The organism is Cohnella ginsengisoli (assembly GCF_029525555.1).
Taxonomy (GTDB): domain Bacteria; phylum Bacillota; class Bacilli; order Paenibacillales; family Paenibacillaceae; genus Cohnella; species Cohnella ginsengisoli.
In genome coordinates, this window is sequence record NZ_JAPDHZ010000008.1 from 553116 (window position 1) to 577320 (window position 24205).

The window sequence follows — 24205 nt, forward strand, 5'->3', positions numbered from 1 at the left end:
ATCCAGTCCCGTAAGGGCTCGCAGTTTCAAAATTTCGACCTACTTGTGATATGGTTCACCGTATGCATCATCTATAGAGCGAATCGAAAGAACCCAATTAGATTCCTATAGCCCTTCACGCCTCTAACGATCGTCCGTCTCCTCCCAAAACGAGCCAAGCAGCCCTTTTTCGTAGCCTTTGGCGACGGCGCCGATTCGCGTCTTTACACCTAGCTTCTGGTTGATGGACGTGATGTGATACTCAACCGTTCGCTGGCTGATGGACAGCTCGGCTGCGATTTCCTTGTTCGTCTTTTCCTCCGCGACTCTTCGCAGCACGTCTCGCTCCATGCGCGTAAGCTTCTCCAGATCGGCACGCCATATGTTCTCCGCGACAAGCGCATGGCCCAGCATGCTCTGCTTGATCGCGTTAATGATTTGCGGATAGGGGCTTTGCTTGGACAGGTAAGCATGGACGCCGATTTCGTACGCTTTCTTATAGAATTCCTCGTACATGTAACCGGACAGCACAATAATTTTAAGCGTATGGCCGTACTTCTCCTTCAACCTCTGACCGAGCTCGAATCCGTTCATCCGCGGCATCGCGATGTCCATGACAAGCACATCCGGTTGGCAAAGCTCGATTCCCTCTATCAGTTCTACCGGATCGCTGAACGTACGAGGCACCTCGATATCCGACTCCTGCTCCAGCCGTCTCTTCAGCCCTTCGAGCACGAGGGGATGGTCGTCGAGCAGGACGACTCTAATTTTCGACTGCATCGGTCATCTCCTCCCTGTCGAGCGGCAGCATCAGATGAACGGATGTGCCCTTCCCTGGTATCGAATGAATGTCCGTCTCCCCGCCAAGCTGCCGAATTTGATTGTAAAGGGAATGGATGCCGAAGCGCCTCTCCCCTGCTGCAGACGGGGCCATCACGGTCGCAGCGTCGAAGCCGCGCCCATTATCCCGCACGCCGCAATACAAATAGCGTCCGTCTCGCCATAGATGAATTGTTAATCGAGTGGCTCCGGCATGCTTGAAGACGTTGTTCACCAGTTCGCGAATCGCCCGGAACAAGTTCGATTTAACAAGCTCATTCCGGGGCTCGTGCGGCTCCAACTCATAGACCAGCTCGGCTTCGATACCATCCTGCGACCTTTGCTTCATGCTGCGGATCAGCCACTCGACGGCGGCTCGCAAGTCCCCGTGATCGATAATGGGCGGATGAAGATCGTCGCAGAGGGCGCGAATGTCGCTCTGGGATTCGTAGATGCATTTCAGCCACAGCGCGACTCGCTCCTTGTCCGGCTTTCCGGTGTCATAAAGCTCTTCCAGATCGCGCGATACAAAGATCAGGTTCTGAAGCAGCCGGTCATGCAGGAAATGCGAGGTGCGAATCCGCTCCGCCTCCTGGGCTTCGAGCAGCGACCTGTCTGCCGGAACGGCACGCTGCCCGGAATCGGCTTGGTACATGAGTCTCACAACCCACTCGGCAGCCTCACGCAGCAGCTCCCCGACCTCCTTTTCCGAGAATGCCGAAGCGTCGTTCCTTATCCCGATATAGCCAAACGTTGCGCCGCTGCCTGATGGACTTCTCAGCTCGATCAACCGGCTCAATCCAATAGAAGCGAGCCAGCTCATCGCTTCCTCCGGCCTTCGATAATCTGGTTCAAGCGGCTCACCCTCGATTCCCTTGTAGGCTCCCGTGCCTTGAACGATTGTAACCGCACGATCCTGCCAGAGCAGGCAGACATCTTGAGTGCCCAGCCGCTTGCCGACCATCTCGGCCAGAAGCGCCAGAAGCTCGCGGGTCGCTTGCCTGGATTCCAAATCTGCGGATAGCGCGCGCTTTTGCCGATCCAGCTTTTCTCCCTGTACGACAGTCTTCCTCCGATAACGCAGCAGCCCTCTTTGATAGAGGAGCGTGAGCGCAATAAATACGACAAAAAGGACATAAAGCCGTAGCTGCACGCCCTCGGCTGATCGCACAAGAAGCATAAATGCAGCCGTAAAGTACAGCACATGCACGACGAGCCGAGGGAAATGAAGGCGCATATCGAGCATGCTCCGCTTTACGAGAAGAAAAGTAAAGATGAGAGAGAACGGGACAATACCAATGAGCGCATACTTCAACGGCAAAATAAAGGGCTCCTGGAACAGAACGGGTATCGCGTAGAGAAAGGTGTATGGCAGCAGGCTGAGAAGCAGTCCGGCGAAGAGCATGAGCAGTTGATTGCGCTCGACCCGGTCGAACAGCCTCCAGCTTCGGAAGGTGACGCCCGCCAGCAGTAGCGTCGTTCCGAGCAGCGCCCAATTGAGCACGTCCGTGATCCACTTGAAGACCTCGATCTCCGCGACAACAAAGTAAGTCATCACAAACGTAAACGCGAGGGTACCGAGCAAAAAGACGCCCTTCAGCTTCTGAAGACGGAAGACGGAGGCGCGATAAATAAACTGCAAATAGAAGGATAACAGTAAATAGGGAAGCCAAATGGAGCAATAGGTCAGCAGAAGCTGTGACAGACTGCCCTCCGGCGAGTAAATGCTGAGAATAACAAGCGCAAGCAAGTAGTTTAAGTTGAAAAAGGAACGAATGACCGCCGACTCCGGCTGTCTCCGAAGCGCGTAGACAGCAAGTCCGAGCAGCAGCGCCTCCATCGCTATCGATACAATGAAAGCGGAAAGGGATAGGTTCGCCGGATGATAATGGACAAGCCCCTCCGCAGGTCGCGCTACCGATAAATCGTCGGCTTGGCGTAGCCGGTAGAACTCCCCTTCTCGGGTCAGCTTCGCATCCGGATCCAGCATGACGACGCGATCCCCGGGCTGAAGACGCCAATCCGTGGCCAGGCCGCCCTCGTCCACGGCTTCAATCCGCCAACCGCTCCCCGGTAACGGCTTCAGGACAAGGCCGATATACGGGGATTTGAGGGCTTGAATATGAATATACGCGGCTAACAGGATGAAGAACACGAGAGACATATAGAGACGCCGCCCATATTTATGCCGGGTAGCCAGATGGGACGCTGTAGTCATCGCGATCGATCCTCCGGTCCAAGTATAGCATTATTCTGCCAAATACGGATAACGGCCATGCCGGAGCGGCATGGCCGAGCATTGTGCGATTGCGGGGCTCCTTACGGATAACGATGTATCATCGCGGCCGCTTCTTGTCGCAGCATCGGCTGCCTTGAACGATAATCGAACGCCCCGTCCGCATCGGGGGTGACCTCCGGGCCATAGTAGCCGCTCGCCACAATATGTTGAACGCCGTCAAGCGCCCAGGCGTCGGTTTGCCCTTTTAATTGAACTTTGGCAGATGGCATGATACCGAGTCCAAGCTGTAGCAGCCGGGAAAGAATAACGGCTGCCTCCTGCCGAGTAATGGAGCGATTCGGCTCGAAGGTTCCCTTTGGCATGCCGGTAATGACGCCGCCCTCGAGCGCGGTTTGAATCTCCGCTGCATACGGGCTGTTCCTGGTATCCTTGAACATAATCGGCTCCTCGGACAACTTGATGCCGAAGGTCGGAATGAGCCATCCCATGAACTGGGCTCTCGTAATCGGCTGCTCCGGATTGAAGTTCAGCGGATCTTCCCGCTCCAGCAATCCCTGCTGCCGCAAATATCGGATATCCTTTGCATAAGGCGAATCTGGCGGCACATCTGCATACAGCTTCACGTCCGGCAGCCGCTCCGACCAACTGTCGGCTTTGTTGTACTCGAAATAGGCGATGCGACCCTTATCGTCTTTCTTGAACGCGGCTAGTCGGCCTGTGTCGTCTATGAATAATAGATCCTTGAGCTGCTTCAGTTCATGCACGCCGTACGCGTCGGTCACGAGCAATCCGCCATGGGTCGCTTCAACCTCGTAATGCCATGCCGGCAGTCGCAGATCGCTGTAGGTACCCTCCAAGTATTGGAGCTCGCTCTTAAGCGTGTTCATATAAGAAGGTGGAGACGTAACCGGTTTGGGGAAGTAGTGATCCATGAAGCTTTGGAACAGCAAGCTTCTCATCTTGCGGGCGTCCTTGGCGCTGTTGAGCGCGATAAACAATCCCGTCTTCTGCTCCGGAAGCAGCCACTGCTGAGACTGGAAGCCGGATCCCGCTCCGCTCTTGTCGATAACGAATTGTCCGTTATTGAAGTTGGGGAAGCTCGACTCGAAGCCGTAGCCGACGCCCGGGATATCCGGATGAATCGACACACTGTACCGCTCCATCGCCTGCATCGTCTTCTCTTGCAGAACCGCCTGGTTATCCAGCTTGCCTCCGTTTAACTCAGCGAGCATAAACCGCGCCATATCCCCCCCCCGTCGACATCAAGCCCCCGTCCGGGGGAGTTGTACGGATACGTCGTATACTGCGCGATCGGCTCGCCGGAAGCGTCGTACGGCGTAGCCAGCTTGGCGGCCAATTCCGGCATATACACGAACCGGCTATTGTCCATACCGAGCGGTTTAAAAATATGCTTCTCGATATAATCCTCGAATTTCTGTCCGGAGACGCATTCAACGAGATACCCGAGCAAATTGTAGCCGTAATTGTCATAACGGAACGCCTCTCCCGGCTTGCGGATGACGGTCGGCATGTGGTCCGCCACGAAGGCATCCAGCCTGTAGACCGGACCGTCCGGGTCGCCCTCATCCTCCGGTATGTCGGTAAAATCAAAGCCGCTCGTGTGCGTCATCAGATCTCTGGCGGTCAGCGGCGAGCCGGTTCGATTGGCGATCTTCATGCCCTTTAGGTAGCCGTTCACATCCAGATCCAGATCCAGCTTCCCCTGCTCGGCCAACTGCATGACCGCCATCGCAGTGAACGTCTTGGAGATCGATGCCAGTCGGAATAACGTATGGCGCTCGTCTACCGGTTTCTGGGTCTCCACGTTCGCATAGCCGTAGCCTTTGTTCAGCAGCACCTTGCCGTCCTTCACGATGACAACCGATGCGCCCGCCAGCGCAGCCTTCACTTCCGGACGCGCGAAGAAGCTATCCATAAAAGCGGCGACCTCTTGCGGGTCGGACGGCCCTGGCGCGGCTATGGATGCGGAAGCCCCAACCGATTGGGCTGAAGCGGCGTTTGGTTTTCCGACATACAGGACCGGGGTGAACAGGCCTAGCGAAAAAATCAATGCGGACGCAAGCAGCGCTCTTGGGACGTTCATGATCTTGAAGTTCATTTGCGGTCTCCTTTGTAATCGGCTTGATCTAACCTCCTGGTTATGAATCAAGCCTACCAAATGACCGTAATCCGCGAATCCGTATAGAAGGGCCAAATTGCGACGCATCCCCGCCATCTTTTTTTGCGGGATCGCGCAAAATGCCGATTCTATATCCCCGTATAGGGCAGATGTAAAAATTCCCGTTGCATTCTACCACACAAATGCGTATTTTATGCCAGGGTCGGTTAAACCACATATTTCGCCCTACTTGTGATACGGTTCTCTCCGGTTAATCTTAAACGCCCGGTACACCTGCTCCAACAGCAGCACGCGCATGAGTTGGTGCGGGTAGGTCATGCGCCCGAAGCTCAGCTTCTTGTCAGCGCGCGCCAAAACCGCCGGCGAGAGGCCGAGCGAGCCGCCGATGACGAAGGCGAAGGCGCCGCCGCCGTAGACGGCTTGGCGATCCAGGTGCGCGGCAAGTTGCTCGCTGGACCAGGCGTCGCCGTCGATGGCGAGCGCGACTACGTGCGCGTCGGGTTTGAGCGCGGCGAGGATGCGCTCGCCCTCGCGGACGCGGACCTGCTCTTCTTCGGCCGGGCTCATGGCATCCGGCGTCTTCTCGTCCGGCAGCTCGCGGATATCCAGCCGGGCGTAGGCGCCCAGCCTTTTCGAATATTCGGCCACGCCGTCCGACCAGTACTTCTCCTTCAGCTTGCCCACGCACACGATTTGAATTTGCATCATCGTTCGCTCAACCGCCCTTCCGATCCTGAATCTGTTACCTACAGCTTATTCCATCGGCGGCAATGGACGCAAAAGATCCGAACCCTCGCACCGCGGCGATGATTCGAACCTTTGCTGTCGTTATAATAGAACGAGAACGTATCGATTCGACCCGCCCCTATTCGCTCACATCAGCACGCACCCGCTCGATCAACTGCTTATACGCCTCGTATTCCTTCTCCCACAACGCCTTGCGCGACTCCACCGTCCTGCCGTCCAGCAGCGCGACGATGACATCGAGGCATACATGCCAGCCGGCAAGATCGCGCGGCGTATGATCGGTGATTCGCGCGATGCGCTCGATCAGGACGAGCCGGCAGCCTTCGGGCGTCTCGTCGAGCTCGAAGCGGACCCGGTCCTCCGCCCACGTATACGCGAGCACGGCGAGCGGCTCGAGCGCGAGAATCTCCATCTGCTCCTCGTTGCCGCCGCCCATGTCGAACTTGAATGCGCCGCCTACGCACAGATCCGCCACGCTAAGTTCAGGAAACCATTTCGCAAGCTGCTCATTCTCGGTCAGCATCGCCCAGACGGACGCGACCGAGTAACCGCCCAATACACGTTCGAATCGCGCCTCGTAAGCCTCGCCGTTCTCGATAGATCGAATGGTTGCCAGCATCGTCGGATGCCCCTCTCTTATTTAATCAAGCAGTGGCCGGATCGCCTCGGCCAGCACCGAAGCCGCCTGCGCATGCGCCTTCTTCCCGGGATGATTGCGCGCGCCGGCTGTATCTTCCGTCATCCCTGGCAGCGCAATGACCTTCACCTTCTCGTCGCCCGACTGCGCCCGGTACTCGCCCACCGCCCGCTCGATCGCGGGCAGCATCCCCGTGCCGAGCATGCCGTACGCCCATACGATATGCGCGTCCCGATTGCACCGCCGCAGCTTGCCCACAAACTGCGCCACCGCCCCCCTCGAAGACCGCCAAGTCGTCCGCGTGCATCGTGCCGTCCGCATTCATCCGCTGCTCGTACGTCTCGCCCGTCTGCGGGTCCCGCCATTCCTGATAGTGGAACGCCCCGTCGTCGTTGGTCCCCAAGTTGACGACCACCACGTCCGGCTGCCAGGCGGCAAAGTCGTTCGCCTCCAACGCGCCCAGCTCCCGATTCCGTTCGCCCGTCAGCAGTCCGCATACCTGCTCGTAATAGGCCGGGAGGCTCGAATGCGGATTGTTGTCCCAGCCCGTCACCACGCCCCAGCCGCTCTGCGACAAGATCCGGTACTCGGCGTCCAGCGCTTCGGCCGTCATCGCGGCGTAGTTGTCGATGGCGCTGAACCACATCGGGATCCAGTCCTGCTCGCAGGTCGCGCCGATCGCGCCTTCCCCAGACGTGATGCTGTCGCCGACGAACTCGATCTTCCGCGGCTTGCCCGCTACCGGCAAAAATTCGCCGTCGCACCGAACCGACCGGATCTGCAGCAGGCAGCCCGGGTCGCCGCTCATCGCCTGCGTGTCCTTGACGACCCGCACGTTTTTGACCGCAGCTCCATTCATGCTCCTGAACACGCACAGCCATTGCCTGCCCGCCGCGACCATCTGTCTGCCCACCCAGGCGCCGTTGACGAGGACGCTGATCCATGGCTCGCAATCATCGTAGTCCGCCTCGACTTCGATCCACAGCTCGCTCGTCTTCACGTTCCATTCGACGCCGCTCCCCGTCCAGAACAACGTCAGCGGATCGAGACGCCCCGTCGTGCGTCCGTGCACCTTCGTGTGCGCAATCTCGGACAACGCGTACGTCCGCAGCTTTTCGTTCGCCTTCATCAACCGTTCCCCCGTTTCGCTCGTTGTCTCCGATTCTATCCTGTCCGGTGTCTCCCGGCAACCCAAGGCCGGCTTTGAAAACTACACCGGATCGGGCGGCGCAAAACGGTACCTGGTCGCTTGTTCGTAAGCGTAGGCGAGGCGGAGAAGCACGGGCTCGCTGTAGGCTGTACCTACGAAGGTAATGCCCTGCGGTCCCTTGGTCGTATAGCCGCCTTCCGCAATAACTCCCGTCTCCGCATATCCGCCCGGCACCGTAATCGCCGGATATCCCGCGCGTGAGGACAAGTCGAGCCCCTCCTCATTGCCGAGAAACAGCAGCGCGTCGAGCCGATGCTCGCGAATTGGGTGATCGATGCCCTGTTCCCGAGCCAGCTCTCGGTTCAGGCGCAAGCTCTCCGCATATTCAGGCTCGGTCAAGGCGCCGCTTGTCCGGTTCGACCAGATGAGCGTGTCCTGCCCGTATTTTAAAGCGGCGTCGCGATTCGCTTCATTATAGGCGATGAGTTCGTCCAGCGACCGGACGTAAGCGCCGGGGCCGGCTTTGGCGAGGTAGTCGTTCAGCCCCTTTTTTGAATTCGAACGGCATTACGTCCCACTCCCACTTCGCTCTCTCGCAAGGCAAGGATATCGGGTCGACGACGATCGCGCCGCGCGCCTTGCACAATTCGATCGCCCGCTCGATAATCGCCGCCCGGGCCTCGTCCAGTCCTTCATAATAATGCCGGGCAACGCCGATTCTCGCGCCGCGCAGACCGTCCGCATCAAGGAATGGCGTGTAATCCTTATACGCGACACGCCCGCTCACGCTCATGGCCGCATCCGACGGGTCCGCGACCGTCATCGCGCCGAGCAGGATCGCGGCGTCCCTGACCGTGCGGGTCATCGGACCGGCCGAATCCTGGCTATGCGTAATGGGGATGATGCCCGTGCGGCTGACGAGACCTATCGTAGGCTTGAAGCCGACGAGACTGTTTTGCGAAGCCGGGCTGATGATCGAGCCGGAAGTCTCCGTGCCGATGGCGGCGGCGCATAGGTTCGCGGCCGTCGCGGCGCCCGAGCCCGAGCTCGATCCGCCTACGAAAAACTCTCCTGGACTGTACGGATTGAGCGTGAGTCCCCCCTCTGGAGCTGTAACCCGCCCACATCGTGCCGGACATGAAGTTCGCCCACTCCGTCATGTTCGCTTTGCCGAGAAAGACTGCTCCCGCAGCCCGCAGCTGCGCGGCCACGGCCGAATCCGCCGGCGCGAAGTGCTCCGCAAGCGCGATAGACCCAGCGCTCGTATGCATGCGATCGCCCGTATCGATATTGTCCTTGAGCAGGATCGGGATGCCGTGCAACGGTCCGCGCGAGCCGCGTTCGCGCCGTTCCGCGTCGAGCGCCGATGCGATCGCGATCGCGTCCGGATTGACCTCGAGCACCGCGCTCAGCTTCGGATTGAACCGCTCGATCCGCTCCAAATACCAGCGCACGCAGGCCACCGACGTTATGGTTCCTGCCTCCATCGCATTTTGCAAAGAAGCGATATCCGCTTCTATTAAACGCTCATTCATATTGACGTCCATTGGAGGGTCCCCCGTCATTGTCTCTGTCTTTCCAATTCGAACAATCGCTCTAATACGATCGCTACGCCATCTTGATCGTTCGTTTCCGTCGTTTCGTCCGCCGCGGCTTTCAACGCGTCCACCGCATTGCCCATTGCCACCGTATATCCAGCAATCCCGAACAGTCCGAGATCGTTATAATCGTCGCCAAACGCAACGACGTCGCTCATTTCAATCCCATAAACCTCGCATAGTTTCCGAATGGCCGTCTCTTTCGAAGCTTGTAGCGGCATGATCTGGATCAGCCGGCCTTGATCGGTGACGATGATGTTAACGTGCTGTCCAAAACGCTCGAGTAGCATAGGGATCGGACTGCTACTTGCAATCAATATTTTCGTTGCATGCAGCGCCTTTAATTCGTCTATCGATTTTACGACTGGATTGGAGGCCGTATTCATCGCGATGGTATAATCCAACGCTCGAAGACTGAACCATTCATCATTGACTTCAATAGATAATTCCAAATCAGGCTGGTGACCCCGTACATAGTCGATGAGGGATGAGGACACGTCGGAAGGGATGGATTCGCAAAATGAGGTTCCCGTGTGATTGCACACCACCTGCGCGCCATTGTAGTAGACGAATGTGCCGGTGCTTATCATTTCTTCAGACAGGAACTGTCTGACCGACCGAGGCGGGCGAGCCGTCGCATAAATAATTTTGATTCCTTTTTCATAGCATTGCTGAACCGCATGACGATTGCGGTCCGTTACCCGTTTGTCTGCATTCAACAACGTTCCGTCTAAATCGAGCACGACAGCCGAATAGCGCAAAGCCCATCCCTCGCTCTCCCCTTTCCTTCCAGTATACAAGTTTTTTCCTGCGGCAAGACTGGTATCCGTGCAGATCATCTTCCAAAAACGAACAAGAACAGGAGTCCCGCTATGCTAACCGTATTCTGGCAGTCCCTCGTATTGGCTGTCGCCGGTATTCTCTTGCTTCGCTTAAGCGGCCGCAAGTCGATCGCCGAAATGACGATCCCCCAGATTGGCGTCCTGTTGACGATCGGAGCGATTTTGGGCTCCGATGTCGCCGGCAAGGGGCTGTCCCAGTCATTACTCGCCGTATTTACGTTTTTGGCTGTCCTTTATGTGTCGGAATGGATATCGCTCAAGTGGAATCTGGCGGAAAGGGCGTTAAAAGGCGCGGCGGTGCCGGTCATCGAAAACGGAAAACCGCTGACCGCTAATATGAAAAAACTTCGGCTGACCGTGGACGATCTGGAAAAACGGCTGCGAATCGCGGGTGTCGCCCGCGTTCAGGACGTGCAATTCGGAACGATCGAGACCAACGGCGAGTTTGGCTGCGAGCTCATGGCGCATGCGCGCCCCTTGACGAGGGGCGATCTGGAGGAGATCCTAAAAGCGAACTTCCCGCAGATCGTTGTGCCGCCCCCCAAGAAGCAAGCCGACATTTTCGCGGAAACCCTCATTCCCCAAAACCAGCCCCCCGCGCCCAACAAGCTTCACTAGTACTGCCGTCTAGCGGAGGCGGAAATATAAACGGGCCCTGCGACGCTCATGGCGCAAAGCCCGTTAGCTTGCCCTGCCGTTTCCTGCCTATCGCTTAGATCCCCTGAACCTCGATCCCTAGCATATCCGCGGTACGCTTGATCTCCGCCGCCTGGCTGCCTTCGCCCAGCGCGAAGTGATAGGTCGGGCCCGCGCTGCACTACTGCTCGACGAACGTAGGAACCCGGCGTCCTTCCCGAAGCTCCCAGTAGGATTCGTGTCCCACCGTCATGATGCCGATACGCGCACGCATGCGTTGGAAATTTTTAGACATGGTCAAGTCCTCCTCTTGGTCTCATCAAACCTCTTACTTCATCGTAGGCAAACAGGCGAATCGTAACAATGAAGTCTCCAAATTATTTTGGAATAATACTACGATTTATTCTAGAAAAAAAGATGTGTAGCGAACCCGAGGAACGGTGCGATTCTATCTCTTCGAATTGACGTCATTAGCGGTTGCGGCATACAGCGATTATCGTTTCAACTGTTGGTAAACGCTTTTCGAATTCAAACCCCTCACTTTATTTAGACATGAATACACCTCTAATGTCCGTCGCAATGCGAATATAGATAAATCCTTTAAGATCACGTCCCCCCAAACTTCGGTTTGCCATCCGATCGCGATCCTCACTTTTCATGTCAATCATTTACATTTAAATTTTTACATTAATGATTAATTCATCCTTCTCCGTCGCCTGAAACATCAATCACAGGTTTAGAAATATATTACGATATCTTCTATAATACACACAGGTGTCGAGAGAGGGAGGAAGCAGGAATGTGCGCGAAAAATGGGGAAAAAGGGCGATGATCGAGTCGGCAGCGATTTATTGCGAGCATGGCGAGGCGGGTTGACAGGTGCCGCGATCGCGGACGAACAACCATATCGCGGTGCCGGTGACGGAGGGGCAGGCGGTATTCGAGATGGAGCAGGGAAGCTTCAGGCTGAGCCGGGGAGATATGCTGTTGTTGCCGAAGGGGCTCGAACGCAGCGCGCCCAATTCGCCCGAGGGCGCATGAGATGTTCGTCGCGCCTTTTCAATACGAGGGAGAGGGAGAAGGCTGAGACCTGCTCTTGATCTCGCAGATGAACGTCGGGGAGATCTCGGATTCCCTGGTTTTTTGCGAGCAGCCGTATTTTAACAAGGTGTTCAAAAAAAATAACCGGCACCCTGCCCTCCGCATACGTGCGGCACAAGGTGAACCGGTCGGAGACAGAAGGCGACGTCGATCAGACCTTGGTCAGCGCCTTGATCGTCTCATTCTGAGATTGCTGCATTTGCTGCAGCATCTGTAGAATTTGCTGGATTAACTGCTGAATCTGCTGCTGCATCTCTTGTTGTTGCTGCGCCGATGCGGCCTCTTCATTCTTTTTCGCGGCTTCATCCGCCTTCTGCTGCGCGGCTTGATCCGTCTGCTTTTTCAGCGTTTCCGCGTTCTGCACGAGCTTGCCGACCTGCGCTTGCTGCTGCTGCGCGGCGTTCAGCGCGTTCTGCGCCGCCAGATTCTGCTGCCAGATCGTATTGCTCGTCGAATTGCCCAGGGCATCGTTGACCGCCTTATAGGCGTCGCTGCTCATCATCAGGCCGATCCCGCCCGCCAAGCCCGCTACGAAGAGTCCCGCTGCCTTCAATACCGTCTTCTTGTTCATTTTAATAACCCCTCCCGATGGAATTCCTATGCGTTCATCATACGCGATATACGGGAAGGGTTCTGTAACGCAGACTACATTATGGCAAGGTTTTTTTGTCCGCTCGTCCTTACGACGACCGGCGTGCGGCGCCATACGGTTCGATATTCGCCTCGTAATCCGATAAAATAAAACGAACGACATCTATTCGGAAACGAGGTCTCGATATTGGGAAGCGGAAAAAAACAGTCTGTCGTATTAAGAAAAGTGCTGCGGGGATTAGCCGTCATCATCGGCGCATTCATAACGGCCTATGGTCTTGAAGCCGTGCTGATTCCGAACAACGTATCCGACGGCGGCGTGACAGGTCTCAGCATCGTGGGGTCGGAGCTCATCGAACTGCCGCTCGGCCTGTTGATCGCGGTTCTGAATATCCCGTTCATTTTTCTCGGCTACAAGCAGATCGGAAAAAGCTTCGCCATCAACTCCGTGCTCGGCATCGCTTCGCTGGCCATCGGCACGATCACGATGCATCACATCAAGCCCATTCTCGAGGGCGATACGCTGTTGGTCACCGTTGTCGGCGGTATCATCATCGGTTTTGGGATGGGTCTGGCCTTGCGAAACGGGGGCGCATTGGACGGGATCGACATGCTGGCGGTGCTGCTGTCCCGCAAGCTGCCTTTCGGCACAAGCGACCTGATCCTGTTCCTGAACGCATTCGTCTTTATCGTCGTCTCGACCGTCTTCGGCCTGCAGGGCGCGATCATGTCGGGTATCGCCTACTACATCGCCTCCAAGGTGATCCATATCGTCGAAGAAGGCTTAAGCGGCGCCAAGACGTTCAAGATCATTTCCAAACATCCCGAAACGATGGTCGAGACCATCCGCGACCGGCTGGGCCGCGGCGCTACCTACAACGTCGTGGAGGGCGGCTACTCGAACGAGCAGTTTAAAGAGATCACCTGCGTCATCAACCGGCTGGAAGAGAGCAAAATGAAAGAAATCATCTACGAAATCGACCCGAGCGCATTCGTCATGGTCTACGACGTGGCCGAGGTCAAAGGCGGTAATTTCAAAAAGCACGATATTCACTAGGCGAAAAGGCACCGGCGACCCGGGTGGGCCGCGGGCCGCAAGTGTTCCTAGCTAGGAACACTTGAGCGATCAGGGTGGGCCGCGGGCCAATTTTGTTCCTAGCCAGGAACACTTGAGCGATCAGGGTGGGCCGCGGGCCAATTTTGTTCCTAGCTAGGAACACTTGGGCGATCTGGACAGGCCGCGGGCCAATTTTGTTCCTAGCTAGGAACACTTGAGCGATCAGGGTGGGCCGCGGGCCAATTTTGTTCCTAGCCAGGAACACTTGGGCGAGCTGGACAGGCTGCGGGCCAATTTTGTTCCTAGCCAGGAACACTTGGGCGATCCGGACAGGCCGTGGGCCAATTTTGTTCTTAGCCAGGAACACTTGGGCGATCCGGACAGGCCGCGGGCCGCATGTGTTCCTAGCTAGGAACACTTGGGCGATCTGGACAGGCTGCGGGCCAATTTTGTTCCTATCCGGGAACACTTGGGCGATCCGGACAGGCCGCGGGCCGCATGTGTTCTTGTCCATCTGCTATATAAACTTAGGCCTGTGAACTGCCGTTCCAGCATGGAACGTGCAGTTTCACAGGCCTAATTGTTTGATCCATCATCCGCGGAGAAGTCGGGGATTACGTGCTGGCGCCGGTTGTGCCGGCGGAGCTGCTGCTCGTCGAATCGGTCGCGCCGGTTCCGTTCGTGCTGTTCGTGCTTCCAGCCGAACCGGCCGTGTCGTTCGTGCCGGTACCGGTGCCAGAGCCCGTCGTGCCCGTCGTACCGTCCGCACCCGGACGGCCCATGCCCCGGCCGCCGCCGAAGCCGCCGCGTCCGCCGCCCATGCCGCCCATCTCGCCGCCGCCGGTCGTGATGCCGGACTCGTTCACGTACGTCGTCTTGTCGCCCATCTCGAACGTGACGACCTTGGTCGTGTCGGCCGTGCCGCCGCCGGTATATAGGCCGTCCTTCGGCGTGCCGCCGGACGTGCCGCCCGTCGAGATCGTGTAGCTCTCGCCGGATTTCAGATCCGGGGAGGAGTATACGAGCGTCTGGAACGTCTTGGCCGGCGCGAAGGTCGCGACCGCGTTGCCCGCGCCGTCCGTCAGCGTGACCAGGGTGCCCGCATCAAGCGTGCTAGGGAAGGTCATGAGCAGCGATACCTGCGACGAGTCCTCGGACGGTGCCTGCGCCATGCCCGCTGCACCGGCGGCGATCAACGTGCCGCCGGACTGCTCGAACGTGCCGTCGTAATCCAGCGCGCCGTTGCCGGCGTTGGTTGGGCCGTTGACGATGGCCGTGCCGCCGGTCATGACGGCCGAGCCGTTGGAGTCGAGACCGTCGCCGCCCCCATCCACGTAGAGGTAGCCGCCGGAGATCGTGAGCAGCGCCTGTTCGGTGCCCGCGGATGCATTGACGCCGTCGTCGCTGGACGTGACGTGCGTCTCGCCGCCCGCGATCACGATGCTCGCGCTCTCGATGCCTTCGTAGCTCTTGGCGATGTCGATCGTGCCGTCCGAGATGGTGAGCGTCGTGTCGCCGTGAATGCCGTCGTCTCCGCTCTGCAGGCTGAACGTGCCGCCCAAGATGCCGACATTCGCGTTGCTGTGAATCGCGTCGTCCGCCGCATCCACGGAGAACGTGCCGCCTGCGATGGCGATGTCGCCGCCTGCCTTCAGTCCCTTGACGCTCGTCGATTCGGTCTCTTCAGCCGACGCCGCTGCCGTCTCATCCGCGTCGTTCCCGCTTTTATCGGTCGAACCCGAAGCCGTATCGCTCGAACCTGTATCGCTCGAAGCCGCAGCGCCGGAAGCCGTCGAGTCAGAAGTCGCGTTTGAAGCCGTCGCCCCGGCGGCCGGCGGCGTCTGCGCCGGATCCGTCACGCCGCTCGAGCCCGGTCCTTGGCCGTCCGTCGGCGGCTCGGGCGGCTGCTGGCCGTCAGCCGGCATTTGCCCGTCGGCCGGCGGCTGAGGCATATCGCCGTCCGTGCCTTGCCAATCAGGACGTACGCCGCCGAAGCCGCCGCCGCCAAACCCGCCCGGCCCCTCCTCCGCATGCGTCTTCGTCGAATTCGCCGCGCCGCCGCCCGTTATGATGTCGAACGTGCCGTCCGCCACCAACAGCGCGGTCTCTGCCTGGATGCCGTCGTTCGCCGACGTGATCTTGAACGTACCGTTCGCGATCGCCACGAAGCCCTTGTCCGCATCCTTGTCATTGGTGGACTTGATGCCGTCGCCGCCCGCGTCGATCGTGATGTCGCCGTCCTTGATCGCGACAAGGTCCTTGCCGATCAGTCCGTCGTCCGCCGACTTGACCGCGAGCGTGCCGCTCACGATTTTCAGGTCGTCCTTGGCGGCGATGCCGTCGTTGGCGTTGCCCGCGACGGTCAGCTTGCCGGTGCCGTTGATCGTCAGATCGTCCTTGCTGAACAGCGCGGCCGTTGGCGCTTCATCGGAGGTATCCGCATAGGTCGCGCCGTCCGTCACGGCGTTCTGCGTACCTTCCGCGAGCGTTACGACCGTCTTGTCGGCCGATTTGACGTAGATGGCGGCGCCGTTCTTGTTCGTGATGTCGGCGCCGTTCAGCACGAGGCGCACGACGTCGCCGTCTCCCGCTTCGACGACGATCTGCCCGTCGTCCAGCGTCCCGCTCAGCACGTACGTACCCGCCGCCGTGATCTTGACCGCGCCGCCCTGGGCCGTCGCGCCCGATCCGGTCACGGTCGCCGCGCCGCCGTCCAGCGCGATCGTCGTCGCGCCATCCGCCGACCATGTCGCCGTCGTGTCGTCCGCGTCAAACGTCACCTTGTCGTCCAGATTTACGCTCGCCAGCGTGATCGGCGTACCCGATGACGCGGACGCTGCGGATGCGATTTGGCCCGTGGTGTTGGCGGACGCGGCCCCTGCCACATCCGAAGACTTGGCGCTGCAGCCTGCAGCCAGCATGGCGGCGAGCAGCGCAATAGCGATGGCTTTTGCTTTATGCGAATGTTTCATACAATTCCCTCTTCTCGGTTAGGATGATGCTGCGTATCGTCTTATGCCTCTAACAACAACTTGCTCAATACTCCTGCACGACCGGATTCATCGTGAGCGTGATGTCCAGATTCCCGTTGCGCGTCCGTACCGCGTCCAGCAGCTCCTTCTGGCTCGTATGCGGCCCGATCTGGACCGCGTACACCAATTCGTACAGACTGCCAAGCTCCGTCGTGCGTACCTTCTTCAGCTCATAGCCGACGCCGAACTTGCGGAAGATTTCGTCGAACGCTTCTTCATAGCCCAGATTCTCGGGAATCGTGACCTTCAGCAGCTTGGTCTGCGCCTTGTTCGCGCCGAAGTTGATCGCTTTGAGGACGAACATCAGGATGCACAGGCACACCGTGAACAGCGCCGCGTAGCCGTAAGCGCCGACGCCGCACGCCAGGCCCGCCGCCATCGAGAACAGCACGTAGGAGATATCCTTCGAATCCCCCCGGCGCGCTTCGGAACCGGATGATCGAGAAGGCGCCCGCCAGGCTGAACGCGCGAGCGATGTTGCTGCCGATCAGGAGGATGATGATGGCGACGATCGTCGGCAGGACCATCATCGTGAGCGTGAAGCTCGGGGAGTAAGCGACCTGCGTTTTCATATAAGTAAGGCTGATGACGCCCCCCAGCAGAATAGCGATGCCGAAGGTGAGCAGCGCGTGCGTCAAGGTCAGCTCCGCGTCCGCGGCGACCGTCGTGAAGATCGAGTCGATCATAGCAAAATTCTCTCCCTTTCCATTTTCGTCCGTTCCATCGTGTCGGCATCGATCTCTCCGGCGCCCGCCGCATACAGCTCCGGCACCTTGCCCGCGTACCGGATCGACTTCTTATATTCGTTGCCGTACTTGCTGAAGCCCGTCCGGTACATCGACAGCTCCGACAGCAGCCGCGACAGCCACACCGGCACCGTTTTCTCCGCCTTTACTTCCATCAGCCATTGGCCCTTCTCCATCAGCTGTTCGCCGTAGTCGCCGGCCTCCATCACCAGGTCGTGCCGCCGCGACCGGATGTTCGTATCGAACGTGATCCGCAGATCCCGGCCGTCCTTCGCGAACATCGCGATCCGGTCGTACGCCAGGTACGTCATCGGCACCAGCGCGTACCGCGACAGGAAGTACTCGATCTCCGCGATGACCTGCTTGTTCATCCCCTCGCGGAAGGCCGGCGGCCGGCCCGTCCGGACGAATTCGTACGCTTCGCCGAGCCCGAGCGACGTCCGGCGCTTGTTCACGAGGCCGAACACCTTCTTTTTCAGCTCCAGGTACACCTTCGCGTCCGGCTCAGGCACGCCGTAAGCCCGAATTCGCAGCTTTTCCCGATACTTCGGCTTCGAGAGGCTCGTGCGGATCAGCGTGTGCTGCGGGGTATCGTAATATAGGTTGCTGATCGCGTAAAACTTGTCGTCCTTGTTGTACGCGTCGAGGTTCATGTATGCCGTCAGACGGTTGTAGATGCCGTAGAAGGCTTTCGTGTCTATCAGATATTTGTTCTCGTAGCGGTTGAAAACTTCGATCGCCATGCGCCCGCGCTCCCTTCCTTGTCGGCGACTACCTCGCCCTTCCATGATCCAAGCTTACCGAGGGAACCTTTAACGAATCTTAAATTGTAAACGCCGTGTAAAAACGTATGGTCCGGCGCGCCGCAGTGGTACGATTAAGGTTGATTAAAGGTTCTCTCCCTACAATAAAGGGCAAGACGATTGACGAAGGGGTTCGGACGACCATGAGGATACTCATCGTAGAAGACGAAGTGCATCTGGCGGAGGCGCTCTCGCAGATTCTTCGCAAAAATCACTATTCCGTGGACACCGTACACGACGGACAGTCGGGGCTGGATAACGCGCTGAGCGGCATCTACGACCTGCTGCTGCTCGATATCATGCTGCCGGAGATGGACGGGATCGAGGTGCTGCGGACGCTCCGCGAGCAGGGCGTGCACACGCCCGTCATCCTGCTCACCGCCAAGGGCGAGACCGACGACAAGATCGCGGGGCTCGACTACGGGGCGGACGATTATATCGCGAAGCCGTTCGTCACGGGCGAGCTGCTGGCGCGGATCCGGGCGGCGCTGCGTCGCAAGGGCGAGGCCGTCATCCCGGACGACGGGCTTCGGTTCGGCGACCTCGAGCTCAACACGTCGACGCTCAAGCTGTCGTGCAAAGGCAAGGAGCTGAAGCTGATCTTAAAGGAAAGCGAACTGCTCGAGCTCCTGATCTCGCGCCGTCAGGCGGTGACGAGCAAGGAGCAAATCATCGAGAAGCTGTGGGGCTTCGACTCGGACGCGGAGCACAACAACGTGGAGGTCTACATCTCCTTTTTTGCGAAAAAAACTGACCTTCCTGAACGCGTCGGCGCGCATAAGCACGATACGGGGCGTCGGGTACGTACTGGAGGCCGCGGACTGATGTTCAACCGGCTGCGCAATCGATTTCTCCTCATGAACATGGTTATCATCACGATTATTATGCTGGTCGCCTTCGCGTCCATCTATGTCATCACGTACCAGAATACCAAGCGGGACATCGACATGGAGCTGCATCGCGTCGCGGACTTCTACCACAAAGGCGATGCTATGAACGGGGGCAAGCAGCGGCAGGGCAAAGACGGCAGCCGGCTTCCGCAGCAGATGGACGACGGCGGCATGGGTCCGTTCGCGGAGCGCTCCGTCTCGTTCGGCCTTCGGACGGACGCGCGGTGGAATCTGGTCCAGGCGGACTCCCGGTACGACATGGACGACGAATTTTATGCCGCGGCGCTGAAAAAGGCGAAGGCTGATCCGGTCGACAGCGGACGCTTCACGCTGAGCGACACGCGCTGGGCGTACAGCGTGGAGCCCGGCCCGTCGGGATACACGGTCTCCTACATGGACGTGACCGCCCAGCAGAAGATCCTCACGAATCTCGTGTACACCTTCTCCGCGGTCGCGCTCGTCATGCTGGCGGTCATCTACGCCACGAGCCGCTACTTCGCGGGACGCTCCATCGCGCCGGTACGGGACGCCTTCGACAAGCAGAAGCGGTTCATCGCCGACGCCTCCCACGAGCTTAAGACGCCGCTCGCCGTCATCAACACCAACGCCGACGTGCTACTCGCCAACGAGGGCGATACGATTGCCTCGCAAGCGAAGTGGCTGCACCATATCAAGTCGGAGACCGAGCGCATGAAGACGCTGACCAACGACCTGCTTTATCTAACCGAGATGGAGGACGCCCGCGCGCGGACGATCTTCGTCCCGTTCGACGTCAGCGATGCGGTCGAGGGCGTCCTGCTCACGATGGAAGCCGTCATCTTCGAGCAGGATCTCACGCTCGCGTACGACTTGGAGCCCGGCCTGACCGCCGTCGGCAGCGCCGAGCAGCTCAAGCAGGTCGTCATGATCCTGCTGGACAACGCGGTCAAGTATAACGAGCCCCAGGGCGAGATCTCGCTGACGCTCAAAAAAGCAGCATCACCAGATCCAGCTCGCGGTCTCGAACACCGGCGCGGGCATTCCCGCGGAGCACGTGGACCGCATTTTCGACCGCTTCTACCGCGCCGACGCCTCGCGTTCGCGCAAGCAAGGCGGATACGGCCTCGGCCTCGCCATCGCCAAGTCGATCGTCGAGCAGCACCGCGGGCGGATCGTCGCCAAGAGCGCGCCCGGCGAGCGCACGACGTTCACGGTGACGCTCCCGCTGGAGGCAAAAAAATAAGCCAGTCGCTAGGAGATTCGCGGGGCTCTGTCGAATGTTGCACGTTATGACACGAAAACCGCTATCCACTCGCCAATATATCGCCGTCGCCGCGCTTTTCTTCGCCGTCCTTTTGGGGCTCAGATGGTCCTGGACCCATCTCTTCTTCCCGATCGAGCATCCCGTAATCGAGGACGGCGTGCTCGATCTGCGCGGCGTCGACCTGGAAGCCTCTCACCCGTTCGCGCTGGACGGCGAGTGGCTTTTTTACCCCTCCCGCCTCCTCTCCGAGAAGAAGCCAGGGCGGAGACGTACCCGTCCCGCCCTATTCATGTGCCCGGAGACTGGCGGAGCGCGCTGGACGCCCACGACGGAGCGCCCTCCTATGGCTATGGTACGTACCGGCTGCGCATTCTGACCGATCCGCTGAAGAAGCCGGTAACGGCGTGGCTTAGCCGCGTCCAGTCCGCCACGGTCGTGTCGATGAACGGCTTTTCGGAAGGAACGATCGGCCGGGTGGGCGCGACCAAGCAGACCTATGTGCCTAAGAGCGTCTCCTTCACCTCGACCTACGACGCTGAAGGCGTGACGGAGATCGACCTGCTCGTGCAAGTGTCCAACTTCGACCACCCCTTCCAGGGCGGCTTCACCCGCTCCGTGCTGTTCGGCGCGCAGTCGTCGATCGACTTCACCAGATGGTATTCGATCGGCTTCCAGATGATCACCTTCGTCGTGCTGATGCTCCATGGCTTCTACGCCTTTATCCTGTACCTGCTCAACCGGCGCGACCGGACGTTCCTGCTCTTCAGCCTGCTCACGCTCGCCGCCGGATTGACCGTGACTTCAGATCATGACAACTTGCTCATGCTATGGCTGCCGATCGACTTCGCCTGGAGCCTGAAAATCCGGCTATTCTCTTACATGTGGCTGTCCTATCTGATCCTCCTGCTTTACAAGCGGTTCAGTTCGGAGCCGCCCTGGAAGGCGGGCTCGCGTATCTTCGCCGCCGCGTTGTGCGCCTATACGGCGTTCGCCGCGATCGCGCCGGCCTCTTGGGTGTACGTATCGCGCCATTATTTCCTATTCGGCGCCTTCTATCTCCTGCCGTTCGCGAGGATGGCCTGGCTCATCGTCCGGATGTACGTCCGCAGGCGCAGCGACGAAGGCTCCGTGTTCCTTATGGCGGCGGGCTTGGCTGTGCTGTCGAGCGTCATCTGGGGCATCATCGGCTTTACGCCCACGCACTATCCGATCGATATCATCGTGGCGATCATCGGCTTCTCGTCCTACTGGTTCCAGGTCTACTTCCGCAACGCCAGGGAGAACGCGCAGCTTAACGAGCGTCTGCGGGCCGCCGACAAGGTGAAAGACGAGTTTCTCGCCAACACGTCGCACGAGCTTCGCACGCCGCTGCACGGCATCATGAATATCGCGGAAACCGTGGTGGCCAAGGAGCGCGGCAGACTGAGCGACGGCGCGCTGCAGGACATGGGCCTGCTGATCGGCGTCAGCCGGCGCATGTCCCATCTGCTGGGCGATCTGCTCGACGTCGCCCGGCTGCAGGACGGCGGCGTCAAGCTGCGGATCGCGCCGATGCGCATCCAGTCGATCGTGCCGGGCGTGCTGGACATGCTGGGTTTCCTCGCGGAGAGCAAGACCGTACGGCTGCGTTCGGACGTCCCGGACACGCTGCCGGCAGTCCTGGCGGACGAGCAGCGCATCGTGCAAATTCTATATAATCTGCTGCACAATGCGGTCAAATTCACCGACGAAGGCGTCGTCTCCGTGACCGCGGAGCTGCGGGACGGACGCGTCGTCGTCTCGGTGTCCGACACCGGCAGCGGCATGGACGAGGAGACGCAGGACCGCGTCTTCCGGCGGTACGAGCAGGGAGCCGGCGACCATGGCGACGGCATCGGGCTCGGCCTCGGCATCTCCAGGCAGCTCGCGGAGCTGCACGGCGGCACGCTGTCGGTGCGGTCGGCGCCGGGCGAGGGCTCGGCGTTCTCGTTCGATCTGCCGGCGGCCGGGCCGGCTGCCCTTAACGGGGCGGTCGCCTCCTCCTTGACCGCGCCGGTGGCCTTCGCGACGGCCCCCTTCTCGGAGGCGGGCGCAGAGGCGTCGGCTACGCGAGCGGACGACGAAGCGGCGGCGACAGCCGCGGTGGAGATCGGCGCGGTGGAGATCAGCGCTTCGGAGGCCGGCGCGGTGAAGATCAACGCTTCGGAGGTCGGCGCGGTGGAGATCAGCGCTTCGGAGGCCGCCGCCTCGGAGATTGCCGCGGCGATGTACCTGCCTCCGGAAGGCCGCGCGCTGATTCTCGCCGTCGACGACGATCCGGTGAACCTGAACGTCCTTGCCGGCATGCTGTCAAGCGAGCCCTACGACGTCTCTTTCGCCCACGCCGCGCCGGAAGCCCTCGCCATGCTGGGAGAACGGCGGTGGGACCTGCTCATCGCGGATGTGATGATGCCGCGCATGTCCGGTTACGAGCTGACCCAGCAAGCGAGAGAGCGCTACGAGATGTCTGAGCTCCCGATTCTTCTCCTGACCGCGCGCAGCCAGCCTTCGGACATCTATGCGGGCTTCAAGGCAGGCGCGAGCGACTACGTCGCCAAGCCGGTGGATGCGACGGAGCTGCGATACCGCATTCGCGCCCTCGTCGCGCTCAAGCGCTCCGCCAGCGAGCGGCTGCGAATGGAAGCCGCCTATCTGCAAGCCCAGATCCGGCCGCACTTCGTCGTTAATACGCTCAATTCCATGATCTCTTCAGGAGAGACCGATCCCGACCGCATGCGCGAGCTGGGACATGCCTTTGCCTCGTTCCTCCGCATGAGCTTCGACTCGATCAATACCGGGGAGATGGTCGTGCTGTCCCATGAGATCGAGTTGACCGAAGCCTATCTGTTCATCGAGCGCGAACGCTTCGGCGATAGGCTGAAGATCAACTGGGAGACGGAGCCCGGCCTACAGCCGCTCGTCCCGCCGCTATCGATTCAGCCGCTCGTCGAGAATGCCGTCAAGCACGGCGTGCTGCGACAGAGCGCGGGCGGCACGGTACGCGTACGCGTCTTCCGCGGCAAAGGCTGCACCACCGTAGAAGTCGTCGACGACGGCGCCGGCATGACCGAAGAGCAAGCCAGCCGAGCGCTGACGCAATCGGCCTCCGCCGGCCGCGGCGTCGGACTGTACAATACGAACCGGCGGCTAAAACGCATCTTCGGCCAGGGACTTCGAATCGTCAGCCGGCCTGGGCAAGGCACGATCGTTTCGTTCGACATCCCCGACCGGGCATCTCGCAGATCATGATGTTCAGGCGCTCCCGTGCGGCGGCTTGCCTCGGAGTTACACGGTGCTGCCGCGTAACGTCGCATACAAACGGCGGTTTGCCTCGGCGTTATACGACACTGTCGCATAACAAAACCTCCGAGCGGCAGCTTGCCGTGGAGCTACACGGATTTAGCGCACAACGGCGCTCCAGATGCGAGCTGCTTGTGCCGATAAATGCCAAAAGGCACTAACGCCCCTTCCGCGGCACTCGAGGGGGGTGCCGATACGCGCCAATAGGCACTATCGCTGCCTCCGAGCGCGCACGACAGTGCCGATAAGTGCCAATAGACACTATCGCCTGTTCCGCGGCGCTTGAGAAGGTACCGATAAGTGCCAATAGACACTATCGCCGCCTCCGTGGCGCTTACGACAGTGCCGGTAAGCGCATATGGGCATTACCGCAGGCCGGTTTATGTTACTTTTTTTCAGGGGCGATTGCCCGAGCGGCAGCTTGCCACGGAGTTACACGGCATTACCGCACAACGCGGCTCCGAACGACCGTTGATCACGGAGTTATGCGGCACTGCCGCACAACTTCGCCTTTTGTGACGGTTTGCCATGGAGTTATGCGGTATCATCGCACAACGGCTCCCCGAGCGACGGATTACCTCGGCGTTATGCGATACTGTCGCACAACGGCGAACCGCCGCCTCCAACCCACTCAACG

16 protein-coding genes and 6 pseudogenes are annotated in these 24205 nt (G+C 59.4%); 7 read left to right on the top strand and 15 right to left on the bottom strand.

Annotated features, from left to right (window positions below; genetic code table 11):
- Positions 1-123: 123 nt before the first annotated feature.
- The 9 genes and pseudogenes from OMP38_RS33355 to OMP38_RS33395 all read right to left on the bottom strand — a co-directional run bounded on the left by OMP38_RS33355 (position 124) and on the right by OMP38_RS33395 (position 10148).
- Complete coding sequence (locus OMP38_RS33355) at positions 124-759, bottom strand: response regulator transcription factor (protein ID WP_277568874.1); 636 nt, start codon at positions 757-759, stop codon at positions 124-126.
- Positions 743-3016 (bottom strand): sensor histidine kinase, encoded by a 2274-nt coding sequence (locus tag OMP38_RS33360; protein ID WP_277568875.1) that lies wholly within the window; start codon positions 3014-3016, stop codon positions 743-745. The genes OMP38_RS33355 and OMP38_RS33360 overlap by 17 nt, the downstream gene beginning before the upstream one ends.
- A gap of 101 nt (positions 3017-3117) precedes the next feature.
- Positions 3118-4269 carry an S-layer homology domain-containing protein gene (locus OMP38_RS33365; RefSeq protein ID WP_277568876.1) on the bottom strand — a complete coding sequence of 384 codons (1152 nt, stop codon included), beginning with the start codon at positions 4267-4269 and terminating at the stop codon, positions 3118-3120.
- A complete protein-coding gene (locus OMP38_RS33370; protein ID WP_277568877.1) occupies positions 4254-5156 on the bottom strand; it encodes a serine hydrolase domain-containing protein in 903 nt (300 codons plus the stop codon). Before OMP38_RS33370 ends, OMP38_RS33365 begins: the two co-directional genes overlap by 16 nt.
- 246 nt (positions 5157-5402) lie before the next feature.
- Positions 5403-5882 carry a 23S rRNA (pseudouridine(1915)-N(3))-methyltransferase RlmH gene (rlmH, locus tag OMP38_RS33375; RefSeq protein WP_277569032.1) on the bottom strand — a complete coding sequence of 160 codons (480 nt, stop codon included), beginning with the start codon at positions 5880-5882 and terminating at the stop codon, positions 5403-5405.
- A gap of 160 nt (positions 5883-6042) precedes the next feature.
- Positions 6043-6543: an SRPBCC family protein gene (locus tag OMP38_RS33380; RefSeq protein WP_277568878.1), complete on the bottom strand. Its 501-nt coding sequence runs from the start codon at positions 6541-6543 to the stop codon at positions 6043-6045.
- 25 nt (positions 6544-6568) lie between these two features.
- On the bottom strand, positions 6569-7690 hold the full coding sequence (locus OMP38_RS33385) for an SGNH/GDSL hydrolase family protein (RefSeq protein ID WP_277568879.1): 1122 nt from the start codon (positions 7688-7690) through the stop codon (positions 6569-6571).
- A gap of 81 nt (positions 7691-7771) precedes the next feature.
- Positions 7772-9258, bottom strand: a pseudogene (locus OMP38_RS33390) (amidase family protein).
- Positions 9259-9272: 14 nt separating this feature from the next.
- Positions 9273-10148 (bottom strand): HAD family hydrolase, encoded by an 876-nt coding sequence (locus OMP38_RS33395; protein ID WP_277568880.1) that lies wholly within the window; start codon positions 10146-10148, stop codon positions 9273-9275.
- Between the two features lie 33 nt (positions 10149-10181).
- Here OMP38_RS33395 and OMP38_RS33400 point away from each other — a divergent pair, with 33 nt between their 5' ends.
- Together OMP38_RS33400 and OMP38_RS33405 are read left to right on the top strand one after the other, a co-directional pair.
- Positions 10182-10769, top strand: a complete 588-nt coding sequence (locus OMP38_RS33400) for a DUF421 domain-containing protein (protein ID WP_277568881.1) — start codon at positions 10182-10184, stop codon at positions 10767-10769.
- 897 nt (positions 10770-11666) lie between these two features.
- Positions 11667-11828, top strand: a complete 162-nt coding sequence (locus tag OMP38_RS33405; RefSeq protein ID WP_277568882.1) for a cupin domain-containing protein — start codon at positions 11667-11669, stop codon at positions 11826-11828.
- 211 nt (positions 11829-12039) lie between these two features.
- Here the strand turns inward: OMP38_RS33405 and OMP38_RS33410 are convergent, their stop codons facing one another.
- Positions 12040-12459, bottom strand: a complete 420-nt coding sequence (locus OMP38_RS33410; protein WP_277568883.1) for a hypothetical protein — start codon at positions 12457-12459, stop codon at positions 12040-12042.
- Between the two features lie 207 nt (positions 12460-12666).
- On the opposite strand from OMP38_RS33410, the gene OMP38_RS33415 reads away from it, so the two are divergent.
- The gene (locus tag OMP38_RS33415) at positions 12667-13536 is read left to right on the top strand and encodes a YitT family protein (protein ID WP_420869793.1); all 870 of its coding nucleotides are present in this window, start codon (positions 12667-12669) and stop codon (positions 13534-13536) included.
- Between the two features lie 614 nt (positions 13537-14150).
- Here OMP38_RS33415 and OMP38_RS33420 read toward each other — a convergent pair.
- The 3 genes and pseudogenes from OMP38_RS33420 to OMP38_RS33430 all read right to left on the bottom strand — a co-directional run bounded on the left by OMP38_RS33420 (position 14151) and on the right by OMP38_RS33430 (position 18057).
- Positions 14151-16508, bottom strand: a complete 2358-nt coding sequence (locus OMP38_RS33420) for a carbohydrate-binding domain-containing protein (protein WP_277568884.1) — start codon at positions 16506-16508, stop codon at positions 14151-14153.
- 64 nt (positions 16509-16572) lie between these two features.
- Positions 16573-17254, bottom strand: a pseudogene (locus tag OMP38_RS33425) (DUF4956 domain-containing protein).
- Positions 17251-18057 (bottom strand): polyphosphate polymerase domain-containing protein, encoded by an 807-nt coding sequence (locus OMP38_RS33430; RefSeq protein WP_277568885.1) that lies wholly within the window; start codon positions 18055-18057, stop codon positions 17251-17253. The pseudogene OMP38_RS33425 and the gene OMP38_RS33430 overlap by 4 nt, the downstream one beginning before the upstream one ends.
- 203 nt (positions 18058-18260) lie before the next feature.
- On the opposite strand from OMP38_RS33430, the pseudogene OMP38_RS33435 reads away from it, so the two are divergent.
- Both OMP38_RS33435 and OMP38_RS36750 read left to right on the top strand, forming a co-directional pair.
- Positions 18261-18942, top strand: a pseudogene (locus OMP38_RS33435) (response regulator transcription factor).
- 122 nt (positions 18943-19064) lie between these two features.
- Positions 19065-20279 (top strand): sensor histidine kinase, encoded by a 1215-nt coding sequence (locus tag OMP38_RS36750; protein ID WP_477100094.1) that lies wholly within the window; start codon positions 19065-19067, stop codon positions 20277-20279.
- Positions 20280-20290: 11 nt separating this feature from the next.
- On the opposite strand, the gene OMP38_RS33445 is transcribed toward OMP38_RS36750, so the two are convergent.
- Positions 20291-20446, bottom strand: a complete 156-nt coding sequence (locus OMP38_RS33445) for a hypothetical protein (RefSeq protein WP_277568886.1) — start codon at positions 20444-20446, stop codon at positions 20291-20293.
- Positions 20447-20946: 500 nt separating this feature from the next.
- Here OMP38_RS33445 and OMP38_RS36535 point away from each other — a divergent pair.
- A pseudogene (locus OMP38_RS36535) lies at positions 20947-22173 on the top strand (sensor histidine kinase); the annotation flags it as partial.
- Between the two features lie 243 nt (positions 22174-22416).
- Here the strand turns inward: OMP38_RS36535 and OMP38_RS36540 are convergent.
- Positions 22417-22545, bottom strand: a pseudogene (locus tag OMP38_RS36540) (hypothetical protein); the annotation flags it as partial.
- A gap of 39 nt (positions 22546-22584) precedes the next feature.
- Between OMP38_RS36540 and OMP38_RS36545 the strand changes: the two are divergent.
- Positions 22585-23517, top strand: a pseudogene (locus OMP38_RS36545) (histidine kinase); the annotation flags it as partial.
- Between the last annotated feature and the right edge of the window lie 688 nt (positions 23518-24205).